12 protein-coding genes are annotated in these 16349 nt (G+C 36.3%); 10 read left to right on the top strand and 2 right to left on the bottom strand.

Annotated elements, in window-relative coordinates; all coding sequences use genetic code 11:
- Positions 1 to 228 precede the first annotated feature (228 nt).
- The 6 genes from urtA to urtE all read left to right on the top strand — a co-directional run bounded on the left by urtA (position 229) and on the right by urtE (position 7488).
- The gene (gene urtA / locus AN490_RS09000; protein WP_300002014.1) at positions 229 to 1545 is read left to right on the top strand and encodes an urea ABC transporter substrate-binding protein; all 1317 of its coding nucleotides are present in this window, start codon (positions 229 to 231) and stop codon (positions 1543 to 1545) included.
- 123 nt (positions 1546 to 1668) lie between these two features.
- The gene (locus AN490_RS08995; RefSeq protein ID WP_300002011.1) at positions 1669 to 2829 is read left to right on the top strand and encodes a branched-chain amino acid ABC transporter permease; all 1161 of its coding nucleotides are present in this window, start codon (positions 1669 to 1671) and stop codon (positions 2827 to 2829) included.
- 51 nt (positions 2830 to 2880) lie between these two features.
- Positions 2881 to 4056, top strand: coding sequence for an urea ABC transporter permease subunit UrtC (gene urtC, locus AN490_RS08990; protein ID WP_300002008.1), 1176 nt, complete (start codon positions 2881 to 2883; stop codon positions 4054 to 4056).
- Positions 4031 to 4804 carry an urea ABC transporter ATP-binding protein UrtD gene (gene urtD, locus AN490_RS08985; protein ID WP_300002005.1) on the top strand — a complete coding sequence of 258 codons (774 nt, stop codon included), beginning with the start codon at positions 4031 to 4033 and terminating at the stop codon, positions 4802 to 4804. Before urtC ends, urtD begins: the two co-directional genes overlap by 26 nt.
- Before the next feature lie 194 nt (positions 4805 to 4998).
- Positions 4999 to 6624, top strand: a complete 1626-nt coding sequence (locus AN490_RS08980; protein WP_300002002.1) for an iron uptake porin — start codon at positions 4999 to 5001, stop codon at positions 6622 to 6624.
- Positions 6625 to 6789: 165 nt separating this feature from the next.
- Positions 6790 to 7488 carry an urea ABC transporter ATP-binding subunit UrtE gene (gene urtE / locus AN490_RS08975; RefSeq protein WP_300001999.1) on the top strand — a complete coding sequence of 233 codons (699 nt, stop codon included), beginning with the start codon at positions 6790 to 6792 and terminating at the stop codon, positions 7486 to 7488.
- 69 nt (positions 7489 to 7557) lie between these two features.
- On the opposite strand, the gene pheT is transcribed toward urtE, so the two are convergent.
- On the bottom strand, positions 7558 to 9993 hold the full coding sequence (gene pheT, locus AN490_RS08970) for a phenylalanine--tRNA ligase subunit beta (protein WP_300001996.1): 2436 nt from the start codon (positions 9991 to 9993) through the stop codon (positions 7558 to 7560).
- 189 nt (positions 9994 to 10182) lie between these two features.
- On the opposite strand from pheT, the gene AN490_RS08965 reads away from it, so the two are divergent.
- The 4 genes from AN490_RS08965 to AN490_RS08950 all read left to right on the top strand — a co-directional run bounded on the left by AN490_RS08965 (position 10183) and on the right by AN490_RS08950 (position 15943).
- Positions 10183 to 10878, top strand: a complete 696-nt coding sequence (locus tag AN490_RS08965; protein ID WP_300001993.1) for a Uma2 family endonuclease — start codon at positions 10183 to 10185, stop codon at positions 10876 to 10878.
- A gap of 160 nt (positions 10879 to 11038) precedes the next feature.
- On the top strand, positions 11039 to 11638 hold the full coding sequence (locus AN490_RS08960; protein WP_300001990.1) for a type I restriction endonuclease: 600 nt from the start codon (positions 11039 to 11041) through the stop codon (positions 11636 to 11638).
- 39 nt (positions 11639 to 11677) lie between these two features.
- Entirely contained in the window at positions 11678 to 15121 is a 3444-nt protein-coding gene (locus tag AN490_RS08955) for a TaqI-like C-terminal specificity domain-containing protein (RefSeq protein ID WP_300001987.1), read from the top strand.
- A 102-nt stretch (positions 15122 to 15223) separates the two neighbouring features.
- Entirely contained in the window at positions 15224 to 15943 is a 720-nt protein-coding gene (locus AN490_RS08950) for a Uma2 family endonuclease (RefSeq protein ID WP_300001984.1), read from the top strand.
- Here AN490_RS08950 and AN490_RS08945 read toward each other — a convergent pair.
- Entirely contained in the window at positions 15938 to 16255 is a 318-nt protein-coding gene (locus AN490_RS08945) for a hypothetical protein (protein ID WP_213800707.1), read from the bottom strand. The two genes, AN490_RS08950 and AN490_RS08945, sit on opposite strands and share 6 nt — an antisense overlap.
- Positions 16256 to 16349 lie beyond the last annotated feature (94 nt).

Genomic DNA, 16349 nt, shown 5'->3' with positions numbered 1-16349 from the left:
CGCAGGGCGGAAGTCAAAAGTCAAAAGTCAAAACTAATATACAGTAGGCTTTTTGGCGATTGAATATGGTTGCTTTATTTACGCCGTGATGAACTAGGTATGTGGTTATTACACCAATCTTGAGGTATATTTTTATTAAAATAAATTACGATTTTGTATAACAAATCACAGTTTAATAGTTAAATATAGAACTAATATCTCAGTTTAAAAAGATAACTAATCAAAAATATGGGTAAGCAATTTAACCGACGTAAGTTTCTGATTTATGGTGCAGCGGGTATTGGTAGTAGCATTTTTTTAAAAGCTTGTGCTAATAACTCACCAAATACTGCGAATAGTCCAGCAGCATCCACCAGTACATCTCCCGTAGCTGGTATAGGTGGTAAAACCATCAAGGTAGGTATTTTACATTCTCTCAGTGGCACAATGGCTATCAGTGAGAAAAGTGTTGTAGATGCGGAAAAACTAGCAATTAAGGAAATTAACGCTGCTGGGGGTGTTTTAGGTAAACAAATTGAAGCAGTTGTTGAAGATGGCGCTTCTAATTGGGATACCTTTAGAGAAAAAGCTACTAAATTGATTGACCAGGATCAAGTAGCGGTGGTTTTCGGGTGTTGGACTTCTGCTAGTCGTAAAAATGTCAAGCCAGTTTTCGAGAGCAAGGATCATATGCTCTGGTATCCTGTGCAGTATGAAGGTCAAGAATGTTCTAAAAACATTTTTTACACTGGTGCAGCCCCAAATCAACAAATTGAACCTTCTGTTGATTGGTTGTTGAAGAATAAAGGTAAAGAGTTCTTTTTAGTAGGTTCTGACTATGTTTTCCCCCGCACTGCTAATAACATTATTAAGGCTCAATTAGAGGCTTTAGGTGGGAAAACTGTTGGGGAAGATTACTTACCTTTGGGTAATACGGAAGTAACAGCTATTATTACGAAAATTAAGCAGGTTTTACCCAAGGGCGGTGTAATTTATAATACGCTAAATGGTGATAGTAATGTTGCTTTCTTCAAACAGTTGAAAGGAGCGGGATTGACACCAGATAAGTATCCTTCCATGTCTGTGAGTATTGCGGAAGAGGAAGTTAAAGCCATTGGGGTGGAGTATCTAAAAGGACATTATGCTGCTTGGAACTATTTTCAAACAGTAGACACACCTGCGAACAAGAAATTTGTGGCGGCTTTTAAGAAAGAATACGGTGAAGACAGGGTAACAAATGACCCAATGGAAGCGGCCTATATCGCCGTGTATTTATGGAAACAATCCGTAGAAAAAGCAACTACAACTGACTTGGCGAAAGTCCGGGCTGCGGCCTATGGTCAAACTATAGATGCACCTGAAGGAAAAGTGACTGTTAATGCCAATCATCACATATCAAAAATTGTGCGGATTGGTCAAGTCAGACAGGATGGCCTATTTGACATTGTTTATGCTACCCCCGCACCAGTTGAACCAGTTCCTTGGAATCAATTTGTAAAAGAGACCAAGGGATTTGCTTGTGATTGGTCAGATCCTGCAAAAGGTGGTAAATACAAGAAAGGTTAATTTGGTGGTCAGTTGTCAGCGGTTGGTGATAGAACACATTGCATCTAAATTGTGAAAATAACTAAAAATAACTAATAACTGACAACTGACTATTAGGAATAAATTGATAATTGCAGGGATAAAATGTTAACAGGTTTCTTGGAAGCTATGTTTAATGGTGTTAGTATTGGCGCTGTTTTATTAATTGCTGCGTTAGGATTAGCTATCATATTTGGCTTAATGGGTGTCATTAATATGGCTCATGGTGAGCTAATTATGTTTGGTGCTTATACAACTTTTGTGGTGCAAAATATTTGTAAGCAATTGGGTGGGGTTTGGTTTGAAGTTTATATATTTTTGGCTTTGATTATTGCTTTCGTTTTCACTGCTGGTGTGGGATTAATTCTGGAAAAAAGTGTAATTCGTTATCTCTATGGACGACCTTTAGAAACTCTGTTAGCAACCTGGGGAGTAAGTTTAATTTTTCAGCAGTTTGTCCGCAGTGTGAATTTATTATTGATCATAGCAATAGCTTTGTTTTCTGTTCTGTTTTTTGGGGGTTTATGGATTTTAAATTCTCGGAATAATTTCCAGAAAATTCGTAACTGGGTTGTGGTAGTTTTACTATTTTTGTCGCTAGGATTGACAATCACAATTTGTAATTTATTAAGTAAAACCTATCAACAAGCGGTAACTTTACCTTGGTTTGGCGCTCAAAATGTGGATGTTACAGCCCCTAGTTGGTTACAATCTGGTGTATCTTTAGCTGGTGTACAATTACCTTATGCGCGGTTATTTATTATTGTTTTAACGATTATTTGTGTGGGAGGAATTTATCTATTTTTGCAACATTCTCATTGGGGATTAAGAATTAGGGCTGTTACTCAAAATCGCAGTATGAGTGCTTGTTTGGGTATTCCCACTCAAAAAGTTGATGCGATTACTTTCGCGCTGGGTTCAGGGTTAGCTGGTGTGGCTGGATGTGCAATTAGTTTACTCGGTTCTGTTGGACCAAATACTGGACAAAATTACATTATTGACACCTTTATGGTGGTGGTTGTCGGTGGTGTGGGTAATTTAGCTGGTACGATTTTGGCGGCTTTGGGAATTGGGACAACTAATTATTTGATTGGTTCGGGAACTTTGGCTTTGTTGTTGGGTCCGGTTAAGCCTTTGGCTGATTTATTTAGTTTTTTTGCAACTACAAGTATGGCTAAGGTGATGGTTTTTGCGTTAATTATTGTGTTTTTACAGTGGAAGCCGGGCGGAATTTTTCCCCAAAAGGGTCGTCATGTTGATGTTTAAATTATGGGAAATTTAACGCAGATAAACGCAGATAAACGCGGATTTTAGAAAATGGATAAGTTAGGAATGATGAAAATTAAAAAGGGGCGAAGTTTAATATTAGTTGAAGTTGGGGCAGTTTGTGCGATCGCTTTAATTTTGATTTTGATGATGCCGGTTTTACTTTCAGATTTTCGTCTGAATTTATTGGGACGATTTTTGTCTCTGGCTATTGTGGCTTTAGGAATTGATTTAATTTGGGGTTACGCTGGTTTATTGAGTTTGGGACATGGGATTTTCTTCGGTTTGGGTGGATATGCGATCGCTATGTACCTAAAATTGCAAGTTCCCACGGGGGAGTTACCGGATTTTATGGCGCTTTATGGTGTTATGGAACTTCCTGGATTTTGGCAGCCTTTTTCTTCTTTTCCCCTGTCTGTGGCTGCTGTGGTGATGATTCCGGGTTTGTTAGCAGGATTACTCGGATATTTAGTATTTCGTAATCGCATTAAGGGGGTTTATTTTTCGATTTTGACTCAAGCTGCAATTATTGTATTTTTCAATTTTTTTAATGGACAACAACAATTTTTTAATGGCACAAATGGATTGATAGATTTTACCACTTTTCCGCCTTTATCTTGGGGAGTTAATGGCAGTGGTGCTATAGTTAGTGATAACAAAACTCAATTTGTTTTTTATGTCTTGACGGTGGTATTTTTGGCGGCTACTTATGGGATTTGTCGCTGGTTAACTAGTGGACGTTTTGGCCGATTATTAATAGCTATTCGTGATGATGAAAGTCGGGTGAGATTTTCTGGCTATGACCCCACAGATTTTAAAGTATTAGTATTTGCAGTTTCGGGAGTAATTGCTGGTATAGCTGGGGCATTTTACACCGTTCAAAGTGGTTCTGTATCCCCTAGATCCATGGATATTGGCTTTTCTATTGAAATGGTGATTTGGGTGGCTGTGGGGGGAAGAGGGACGTTAATCGGGGCAGTTATTGGGACTTTATTAGTTAATTATGCCCGGACTTTTTTAAGTGAACAATTCGCGGAAATATGGCTATTTTTTCAGGGTATACTATTATTAATCATCGTCATTTTGCTTCCTGACGGCATCATGGGATGGTTAAATAAACAAAATATCCCTTTTGGGAAACGTCAGCAATTAAAACCTTCTGATACCTATCCTAGTTTAGAAGAAGATATGGAGGTGAAACATGAACGCCAAAATCTTGGAAACTGAAAATGTCACCGTTAGTTTTGACGGTTTTAAAGCATTAAACCAATTAAATTTTAGTATGAATGTTGGTGAATTGCGCGTAGTAATTGGTCCAAATGGGGCTGGAAAAACTACTTTTTTGGATGTAATTACAGGTAAGGTGCAACCAACCATAGGAAGAGTCCTATTTAAGGGTAAAAATTTACGTTCTTTAGCTGAACATCAAATTGCACGGTTGGGAATTGGCCGCAAATTTCAAACTCCACGCATATATCTTAATTTAACACCTTTTGAGAATTTAGAAATCACTAGTAATCGTCAGAAAAATGTCTTTTCTACCTTGTTTCGTTCTATCAATTCTGCGGAAAAAAATAGTCTGAAAGGCTTATTAGAAACGATTGGTTTAACTGCAAAAGCAAATATTCCAGCGGCTTTATTATCCCACGGAGAAAAGCAACGTTTGGAGATTGGAATGTTAGTAGCGCAATCTCCTGATTTATTACTTGTTGATGAACCAGTGGCTGGTTTAACAGATGAAGAAACCTATAATATCGGTAATTTATTAGCAACATTAGCGGAAAGTCATTCAATTTTGGTGATTGAACATGATATGGAATTTGTGCGACAAATTGCTAAGAAGGTGACAGTATTACATGAGGGTTCAGTATTGTGTGAAGGTGATTTTGAGGAAGTCAGAAATGACCCCCGCGTTATTGAAGTATATTTGGGAAAACAGGAAGAGAATCATACCCCCCTTAATCCCCTTTTGTAAAGGTATCACTAACTTCAAAAATAGTTACATTTTAGCGATAAAATAACCCTAAGTTTAGTCCATTTAAGTGGTATAATAGCATTTAGTGATTGGTGCTTTGAGAACTACTTTTAGTTTCTAGCTTCCAAATTAGAGTTGCTAAGAGTTATTCTTAATGGCTCCAATTATTCGTAAAAAATCAGGTGTGAAGAAAAATGCAAAAGCTCTTAACATATTTACTTGCTAGTTCGACTTTTATCAGTGCTATACTATGGACAAGTTCTGGAGTTTTGGCTGAAGAAATACCAGCAAATAATCAACTCCAGACTGACACTAATTCTGAACAATTAAATATAAATAATCAACAAAAGGTAATATCTCAAGTTACCTCCGTGTCTCAGTTATCTGATATCCAACCTAATGATTGGGCATTTCAGGCATTACAATCATTAGTAGAACGCTATGGATGTGTTGCAGGTTATCCTAACGGGACTTTTCGGGGTAATCGGGCGTTGTCACGATACGAATTTGCGGCTGGTTTGAATGCTTGTTTAGATCGAGTCAATGAATTAATTGCTACTGCTACCGCTGATTTAACGACAAAACAAGATTTAGCAACAATCCAAAAGTTGCAAAATGACTTTTCCGCAGAACTAGCAACCTTAAAAGGGCGTGTAGACACTGTAGAAGCCAAAACTGCTGATTTAGAAGCCAATCAATTTTCAACTACCACAAAACTGCAAGGACAGGTTGTTGCGGTTGTTAGTGGTGTTGTTTCTGGTGATAAAGTTGGCACTAATAACATTACTAGCAAGAATACTACATTAGGCGCTAGAACTAGATTGGAGCTTGTTACCAGTTTTACTGGAAAAGACACATTGTTTACCAGGCTAGAAAGCAACAATATTAACAATTTTGGTAATACTACAGAAGGTAAATTTACAGAAGGTAAATTGTCCTTTGCCAGTGGCACACCTAATAACAATGTTTCCATAGGTGCGCTTTCCTATGGATTCCCCCTTGGTAAAAACACTTATGCCAACATCATAGCCAATGATGGTATAATTCTCGACCTTGACAGCACATTGAATCTATTTGATGGGAATGGTGGGTCCGGTGCTGTATCCGCATTTGCAACCAGAAACCCCATCTATGCCCAATTGGGTGGCGCAGGACTAGGTGTAAAACAAAAATTCGGTAAAAATTTAACTCTCAGTTTAGGTTACTTAGCTAGTGGATCCAATAATAACCCTGCTAGTGGACCCAATAACCCTACTCCCGGAAATGGGTTGTTTGATGGTCCCTACGGCGGTTTAGCACAATTAACAGTCAAACCAAGCGATCGCATTTCCCTTGGTTTAACTTACATCAATTCCTATAACAAGTCACTGGCTACAGGTAGTAATAACGCCACATTTACCAATCTTGCCCCTGGTACAAACTTTTCCAGTAATTCCTACGGTGTGGAAGCATCTTTAGGTATTACGAAGAAACTTATTTTAGGTGGTTGGGCTGGATATACCAATAGTCAAGTTTTGACTGGTACCAAAGGAAAAGCGGAAATTTGGAACTATGCTGTTACTTTAGGTTTACCAGATTTGGGTAAAAAAGGTAACTTAGCTGGTATTGTATTTGGTATGGAACCAAAGGTCACGAATTCTAGTGTTACTGGAGTTACGAAAGACCCAAATACCTCCTATCACGTTGAGGGATTTTATCAATACAAGGTCAGCGATAATATCACCATTACCCCCGCTGTAATTTGGCTAACAGCCCCAAATCACGATGATCGCAGTAGCAATTTAGTAATTGGTGCTTTGAGAACTACTTTCAGTTTCTAATCATAGCAATTAGAGAACTCCACAAAAAAGATAATCCAATCTTGTGGGATGGGCATCTTGCCCGTCCTTGTATTATTAGTGTACACACAAGTTTCTTGACAAGGGGAGGGTGAGGGTGGGGTAAAATTGGGGAAAATTAAAATAGTTAATCAGGTTAATTTTATAATGCTAAAAATTTCTAATCTTAACGTTCATTATGGTGAAAGTCATATTCTCAGAAATGTAGATTTGACTGTATTACCAGGACAGATGGTATGTTTAATTGGACGCAATGGGGTGGGAAAAACAACCATGCTAAAAACAATTATTGGCTTACTCAAACCCAGCAGCGGAATTATTAATTTTGCAGGGGAGATAATTAACGGTAAACAAACTTATGAAAGAGCGAAAATGGGGATTGGTTATGTGAGTCAGGGAAGGGAAATTATCCCGCGATTAACAGTTAAAGAAAATCTGCTTTTGGGATTAGAAGCTAGACAAAAACCAGTCAAAAAACCAGAAATTCCCCCAGAAATTTTTAGCCTATTTCCAGTTTTAAAAACTATGCTTTCTCGTATGGGTGGAGATCTAAGTGGTGGACAACAGCAACAATTAGCGATCGCTCGTGCTTTAATGGGAAAACCACAACTACTCGTATTAGATGAACCGACGGAAGGTATTCAACCCTCAATCATTTTGGAAATTGAAGCCGCAGTCCGTCAGATTATTGAAACTACAGGGATTTCCGTCTTATTGGTAGAACAGCACTTGCATTTTGTCCGTCAGGCAGATTACTATTATGCTATGCAAAAAGGGGGGATTGTTGCTTCTGGTCTAACTCAGGAACTTAGTCAAGATGTGATTCAAAAGTTTTTGACGGTTTAATGATAAATAAAGCCAGGGAATAAATTCCCTGTCTCATAGCAAAATTCGGTTTTAACCGAATATTTTGGATTAACTTCTCAAATTCACACCAAATTTTTCTACTAAGGCTGTTCTTACTTGATTATGAACTGGTTCAATTTCATTTTCAGTAAGAGTGCGATCGCTGGCACGATATACTAACCGAAAAGCTAAACTGCGTTGTCCTGTGGGGACGTGTTCACCACGATATTCATCAAACAATTCCACCGAGTTTAATAACCCTTTCCCAGCTTTATTAATGACCTTTTCAATTTCGGAAACTGTCACTTTCACAGAAGCAAAAAATGCCAAATCTCTGTCACTAGCTGGATAGGTAGAATAGGAACTGAATTTGGGAACTAGCAAATCATCATGATCCCAAGCATCCAACAGAGCATCTAAATCCAATTGAAACACATAAACGGCTTCTGGTAGATCTTTCTCTCGACGTAATTGGGGGTGAACTTGTCCGAATGTTCCCAGTCTATTACCCTTTACCCACAATGAAGCTGTGCGTCCAGGATGTAAACGAGAATCTCGATTTTCAGGTTGAAATTCTACAGTTAATTTTAGTTGTTTAAAGACACTTTCTAAAATACCTTTGGCTTCAAACCAAGTAATCGCTTCTTCCTTACCACCTCTTGACCATTTACCGGAAGTTATATCACCACCGATAATTCCACCCAGCATTTCCGCTTCTTGTAAACCGATTTCTTCACGCCAGAAAACGCGCCCGATTTCAAAACCATTTAAAGCCCCATTTCCCTGCTCTAAATTGTATTGGAAAGCGGAAATTAAACCGGAAATTAAATCAGTCCGTAAAGCTGAATATTCCGCAAACAAAGGATTACTTAAAACGATTTGATTGTCTTCACCCGGTTTCACCAAAGAATAATGAATTAATTCTGTCAAACCTTCAGCGCGTAAATAACCGCGTAACCTACGAATTAATTCTTGTTCTAAAGATAGATAACCAGCTTCGGATTTTTCTGGTAAAGTATCACAGAATTTATCATAACCATATAACCGGGCAATTTCTTCAATTAAATCAATTTCCCGTTCTAAGTCGCGGTAACGATAGGGAGGTACGGTAACTGTCCAATTCCGGTCATCAATTTTGACTAATTCACACCCTAAAGCTGTGAGAATTTTTTCTACATCTTCTGGTTGTAATTCTCCTGTTTCTTGTCCTAATTCAATCGGACCTAACACTTCATTAACTTTATCTAAACGCAGGTTAATAGAATGTGACCAAGTAGAAGCATCTGGACGATAATCGGAAATTTCTTGTTGAACAATCACACCCGCAGCTAATTCACTAATTAAGGATAAAGCCCGGTGACAAGCTATTTCTAATTCTGCTCGATTTACACCCCTTTCGTATCTACCAGAAGCCTCACTTCTTAACCCCGCACTGCGAGAAGAACGCCGAATAGCCACAGAATCAAATAACGCAGCTTCTAAAACTAAACTTTGTGTACCTTCATGAACTTCTGTTTCTGCACCACCCATAACACCTGCTAAAGCCACGGCTTTGTTATTAGCAGTAATTAATAAATTTTGGGTTGATAAAGTGCGGTTATTTCCATCTAAGGTTGTTAAAGTTTCTCCAACTTCCGCAAAACGGACACCAATAATTAAATTTTCTCCCCCACCTACAGATTGTAAACGCTCTTTATCGAAAGCGTGGAGAGGTTGTCCTCTTTCTAATAAAACGTAGTTTGTGATATCAACTACATTATTAATTGGTCTGACTCCCGCAGCCCGTAAACGTTGTTGTAACCATTCAGGAGAAGCAGCAATTTTGATGTTTTCAACAACAGTACCAATATAAGCAGGACAAGCTTGGGTTTCGGAAATTTTTAAAGTGATGCTTTTCGCAGTCTTGGTATTTTCTACTTCTGCAACTGGGGGAATTGATAGTTTTCCGTCAGTTAAAGCTGCTACTTCCCGTGCAATACCCACCATAGATAAAGCGTCAGCCCGGTTAGCAGTAGCGGTGACATCTAAAATCACATCTTCCAAACCCAACAGGGGACGCACGTCACTACCCACCACCATATTTTCCGCTGGGAAGATATGAATACCGTCAATATCAGTGGGTAAACCGAGTTCTTTTAAAGAGCATATCATCCCATTGGAGGGAACACCGCGCAGTTTTGCGGGTTTGATTTTTAAATCAATGTTGGGTAAATAAGTTCCTGTGGTGGCGACGGGGACATAGATATCTGCGCGGACGTTCCCAGCACCGCAAACGATATTTACAGTCTCAGCAGCCCCAATATCTACGGTACAAACGCTCAATTTATCGGCGTTGGGGTGTGGTTGACGTTCCAGCACTTTCCCCACAACTACGCCATTAGCCCAAGTGCGACGATCTTCTATATCTTCTACTTCAAACCCTGCCATTGTCAAGGTTTCCGCCAGTTCTTCGGGAGTGAGTTTGATTTCTACGAGTTCTTTTAACCAGTTTAGAGAAATACGCATGGAGTCTGTTTGGATTTATCTTTTACTCTAATTTTATATATTAAGTGAAAATTATTAGATATTTTAAGAAAATTACATAACCGTTTTTTTTGTGGAGACGTTCCCTGAAATGTCAAGACATTCTTTTTTACCAGATACCAATTATAATTAATGCAGTATAGGAATCTATCCCTATTGGAGATATCCACTATGGTACAGCAATTAGCACCAGCAAGCGCACCAGAAATCATCTATCCTGACAGCGACGGTCAACCAATGGCAGATAATACGAAACAATATCAATGGATTGTTAAAATTAAAGAAAATTTAGAAATATTATTTGCATCACGAGATGATGTATTTATTGCAGGTGATTTACTTTGGTATCCTATCGAGGGAAGTGTCAAAACTTGTCAAGCACCTGATGTTATGGTGGTGTTTGGTAGACCAAAAGTAGATAGAGGTTCTTATCAACAATGGAAAGAAAATAATATTCCTCCTCAAGTGGTTTTTGAAATTTTATCACCGGGAAATCGTACTCCCAAAATGATTAATAAATCGCTTTTTTATCAACGTTATGGTGTGGAAGAATATTATATTTATGATCCTGATACTGTAGAATTATCTGGATTTATACTTGTGGAAGATGCTTTTACAGTTGTCGAAGATATTAATGGTTGGGTAAGTCCAAGATTGGGAATACGTTTTCAAATTACACCTGATAATTTAGAAATTTATTATCCTGACGGAAGAAAGTTTCTCACATCTTTGGAACTTAATCAACGTGTTGAACAAGAATATCAACGTGCTGAACAAGAACGTCATGAGAAAGAAGTAGCTATACAGCAGTATCAGGAATTATTAGCCAAATTACAAGCAAAAGGAATTGATTTAGAAACTTTGTAATCATGTAGGGTGCGTTAGCGCAGCGTAACGCACCGTTTTTAACTAAGTGTATATTTATAGTGTGTCAGAAAAAATGTGAATAAATTACTTAAACATATATAATATAATATGGTGCGTTACGGCTAAAGCCTAACACACCTTACTATTTATAGGGAGAATTATGACAGATACAAAAAATCCAAATAAACCATTATTTTCTCAACATTATTTAAAATATCGTCTGCAAGAATGTCCAGAATGGCATTTAGATATTAAACTAGATTTTGAGCAATTAAAAAATCTTTATTTATCAAAAAAAGCGATTTTACCTACTCTCAATGAAGCGCAAACTGAAGATGTGTTTATTAAACCAGTATTAGATATTTTAGGATTTTCTAATATTCCTCAAGTCGTGACTCGTGGTAAAGGTAGAGCCGAACGTCCTGATTATGCGTTGTTTGCAAATGAAAATGAAAGGGATATAGCTTACTCTTTTCAAAATAATGAAACTGCTTTTTATGGGAGAGTATTGGTAATAGCAGAAGCTAAATATTGGGAAAGACCATTAAGTAAAGTTTCTGCTAATGATAAAAGAGATATTTTCAAGAATGAAAATCCATCTTTTCAAATTTCTAGTTATTTGACTGGTACGGGAGTTGATTGGGGAATTTTAACCAATGGGAGAGAATGGCGTTTATATTATCGTCAAGCATCTTCTACCGCAACGGAATTTTATCCAGTTGATTTGGTAGAATTATTGGTTCTACCGTTCCCCTTATGATCAAACATCCTTTTAATATATCCAAAACCATTGGTGTACATGGGTTTAATTTTTGAAAATATTAAAACCTCAAATCCAATCGGTGTAGGGGTTTCAGGGATATTTTACCGAAAATATCATAAAGGGAGCGGTAGAGCCGAATTATTAGAAACTGAAGATTTGGAAAAGTTCAAATATTTCTGGTTGTTTTTTAGAAGTGCTGCTTTTGAAAAAGATAGTTACAATAAAAACTTTTTGGAAAGAGTCAGAGAAGGAAGTACAACTTATGCGACTCAAGTAGGAAATGAATTAAAAACATTGGTATTTGAGCAAATATTTCCTGACTTAGCAGGGGGTTTTGTTGCAGACGCTATCAGACGGGGAAAAACTGGAGAACCAAAACAGATTTATGCAGCCACTTTATCATTTTTATATAAGTTGTTATTTTTATTATATGCCGAAGCTAGAAATCTATTACCAATTACTACCGCTTACCGTGATTATAGTTTGATTAAAATTACCCAAGAAATAGCCGAAAGTATTGATAAACAAAGAACATTAAGCCAAACTTCGACAAAGATTTATAAGAGTTTATTAGGTTTATTTGAAATAGTAGATAGAGGTGATTCAGCTTTAGAAGTACCTCGTTATAATGGGGGTTTATTCCATTTTGATTTTCATGAAGCTGAGGATATCAAAGATTATCCAGATAATTATTTTTTGTATGAACATCAATTATCTGATGCTGTCTTATTTCCCGCTTTGGATAAATTAGCACGATTTGAAAAACTTCCCATTGACTACAGCTTTTTAGGTGTGCGACAATTGGGTTCAATTTATGAAGGTTTATTAGAATATCGCGTAGTGATTGCAGATGGAAATAATGGAAAAGTCCATTTAGAAAATGATAAGGGTGAACGCAAAGCGACGGGTTCTTATTACACACCTGATTACATTGTTAAATACATTGTTAGTCATACTCTCAAACCGATTTTAGAGGAGAGAAAACAAAAATTTGCGGATTTGATGACGCAAATTAGCCAATTACATGAAAAAATGGCAGATGGTAGATTAGGAATACAAAGCCGCAATGGTTTACAAAAAAATTTACAACGGTTAGAAAGAAAGGCACAAAATACTCTACTTGATATTAAAATTTGTGATCCTGCTATGGGAAGTGGACATTTTTTAGTAGAAGCTGTTGATTATTTTACTGATGAATTAATCACTATTTTAAATGAATATCCCGAACATAACCCGGTTTTGGATATGTTGGAAATAACCCGCAATAGTATTTTAGCAAATTTGCAAGAACAGGGAATTACTATTGATGTCAATAGGTTAGAAGATACTCAACTTTTGCAACGGGTGGTCATGAAACGCTGTATTTATGGTGTGGATTTGAACCCAATGGCGGTAGAATTAGCAAAGGTGAGTTTATGGTTACATTCTTTTACTATTGGCGCTCCTTTGAGTTTTTTAGATCATCATTTACGCTGTGGTAACTCGCTGATTGGGACGACTGCGCGAGAAGCAGAAGCGAAAATGCAAAAGGAAGAAAGTGGACAGTTAAGTTTATTAACTGGTCCGTTTGTGGGGCTGTTACTTGCTGCGGAAATTATGCGCGGTGTGAGTACGTTAAGTGATGCAACTTTTGCGGAAGTGGAAACTAGCGAAAGGTTATTTAAGGAGTTTGATAAAGCTGCAAAACCTTATAAACGGTTATTAGATATTTATGTTTCTAAATATTTTGGTTTGAAACGTGCTGATCATTTTTTACGGGTTTACGGTACAAATGCGATTAATGCTAATTCTGAAAATATGAATGCTGCTGATATTGCAGTTTATGAAGACGCGAGAAAGTTATTTGAAGAAAAACGGTTTTTTCATTGGGATTTGGAATTTCCAGAGGTTTTTATTGATTTAGAAAATGCAAGTTGGAAAGAAAATCCTGGTTTTGATGTTGTTATCGGTAATCCACCTTATGGTTTAGTTGAATCATTAACATGGTTATCTAATTTGTATAATGATTGCTTTGTTTATTTCTGGAGTTTTGGATTAAAGAATACTTGCAAAGATGGTTATATCTCTTTTATCATTCCTGCTGCTATGTTAACTGGTATTAATTATATGACTTTACGCAGCAATATGATAAATTTTTCCTGTATAAAGGAGATTATTGTATTACCTTATAATACTTTTTTAGATGCTTATATTGACACTTGTATTATTATTTTGCAGGTGGATAATCCCCAAAAAGATTATGATGTTGATACAAAGAAAATGGGTAAAAAAGATAAAATACAGATATTAGATCATGCAAATTATGACAAAATTAATATACAAACGTGGAAAGAAGATGCAAATTTTAAGTTTATTCTGAGTATGGAGTTAATCAAAATACAAAGAATTAAAAAAGATGCAAATTTTATTAATCTCGGTTCATTCACAAGAATTGAACGAGGAGTCCAATTATATGATTTTAAAAAACATACAAAAGATCAAATTAAAAGTGATTTTTTGAGAGAGAATGAACTTACAAAATTTGATAGTAAGGATAATTATTATCCTGAGTTACTGGGAAAAGAATTATCTCGCTATCGTCTCGAATCAGAAAAGAAAAGTTATATTAAATATTGTGATGATTTAGCTAGTAAACGTGATCAAATATTTTTTACTTCTCCGAGGATTGTACTTAGAAGACTGTTATCAAGACGAGGTGAACTGATGTCTTGTTATTGCACAGATATATTAATCACAACAGATAGTATTCTGAATATTTTAGTTTTGGATGTTAACATTAATCCTAAATTTATCACTGCACTGATTAATTCTAAATTGTTGTCTTGGTTTTATACTAACTCTTCTACTATATCTGTAAAAGATGATTTTCCCCAGGTAACATACGAAGAACTTAAAAGTTTACCAGTTCCTAAAATCTCCTTTACAACTCCCCCAGAAAAACGCCAAGAATATCTAGAAAATACAATCAACCTTTACCAACAATATCAAATCAATCATAACCCAGATATCCTATTTACCCAAATTGATCACCACCTCAACCAACAACCATCAGAAGCGGATGTAATTCATGATTTCCTCGCATATTTAGCCGAACAAATGATAGAATTAAATAAACAAAAACAAACAGAAACCAAAGGCTTTATCACATGGTTAGAAAGATTAATCGGTACTGAAATTGATAATCTTACCAATAAATCAAAAATTCAAAATTATTTAGGTGATTATTATAAACAAAATCAAGGAGATAACCATTTAACCTTTGATGAATTAATTGGTATCCTCAAGAAAAATCAGAAAAAACTGAAAATAGATCCCACCGCGAGAAAAGAACAGGAGACATTAGCAAAAGAATATAAATCAAGTTTAAATACACTCTTACCAATCAAAAAACAACTTAAACAATGTGATTGGTTAATTGATGAAATTGTTTATCGGTTATATGGTTTAACTGAAGAAGAAAAAGCGATAATTCAAGGATAAAAATATCCCCGACTTCTGTTTTCATTTTGTAAATAAATGATAGATTTTTCTTAGAAGTCGGGGATCTGGATTATAATAAAAATAGAATTGGTAATATCAATCATGCTAAAATACAGCCAATTAAATTATTTACCCTCATCTAAGGAATTACCCGACTCTGACGACACACCAGTGGATAACGAATTACAAGATTTAATTCCCGGTTTATTAAAAGCCATGTTAGCCTTAATCTGGTCACAAAGATGGGATTGGTTTTTTGGCGTAGACATGGGAATATATTATGATCCAGATAAACCTGCAATTGTCCCAGATGGATTTTTAAGTATTGGTATTCCCAGATTAATTGATGAAGATTTACGCCGCAGTTATGTATTATGGGAAGAACAAAAATTACCGATTTTAGTGTTAGAAATAGTGTCTCATACCTATAGGGGAGAATATAGCACTAAGAAAGATTTTTATGCTCAAGAATTGGAGATATTATATTATGTAGTTTATAATTCTCAGCGTAAAAGAAAACAACGTTTAGAGGTTTACAAATTAGTCAATGGAGAATATAAATTACTGTCAGGAAACCCTGTTTTTCTACCAGAGATAGGGTTAGGAATAGGAATGGAAAAAGCAACATATCAAGGAATAACTAGGGAATGGTTATATTGGTTTGATGAAAATGGAAAACGATTTTTAACACCAGAAGAAAGGATGCAACAAAGTGAGGAAAAACATTTAGAATCTGAAAGAAAATGGTTAGAATCTGAGAAAAAAGCTAATAAATTAGCAGAGATGTTAAAAAAATTAGGAGTTGATCCTGAAAATTTATAGCGTGTGAATTAAATCTGCAAAACCGTAAATACTAATTCCTAATAACAGTAATGCGGTAAATTGGGTAAGGCGTTGTTGAGTTAAAACTGTCTGGTTGTTTCCGGTGGGAGACATTGCTTCCCGGACTAATATAGAAGTTGATGCTCCCACAACAAAACTTAAACCTAGTATGATGTAGGGTTTATCTGGGACAATGGTGGAGACTGTCAGCAGAGCGATCGCTAATGTTAACATTAATAACTCCACAAATCGGGGTGGATGATGTTGAATCAATAAAATCAAGCTGTTTAACCAAAAATTCCAAGTTCTCATAATTTGTCAGTTGTCAGTTGTCAGTAGGGGCGAAGCATTTGGAAGATAAATTATCGATCATTGCCAAAAATAGTTCTCCAAATGCTTCGCCCGT

This window comes from Anabaena sp. AL09 (assembly GCF_001672255.1).
Lineage (GTDB): Bacteria > Cyanobacteriota > Cyanobacteriia > Cyanobacteriales > Nostocaceae > Dolichospermum > Dolichospermum lemmermannii.
The sequence above is the reverse complement of the archived record's forward strand: the minus strand, read 5'-3'. Positions and strand labels throughout refer to the sequence as shown.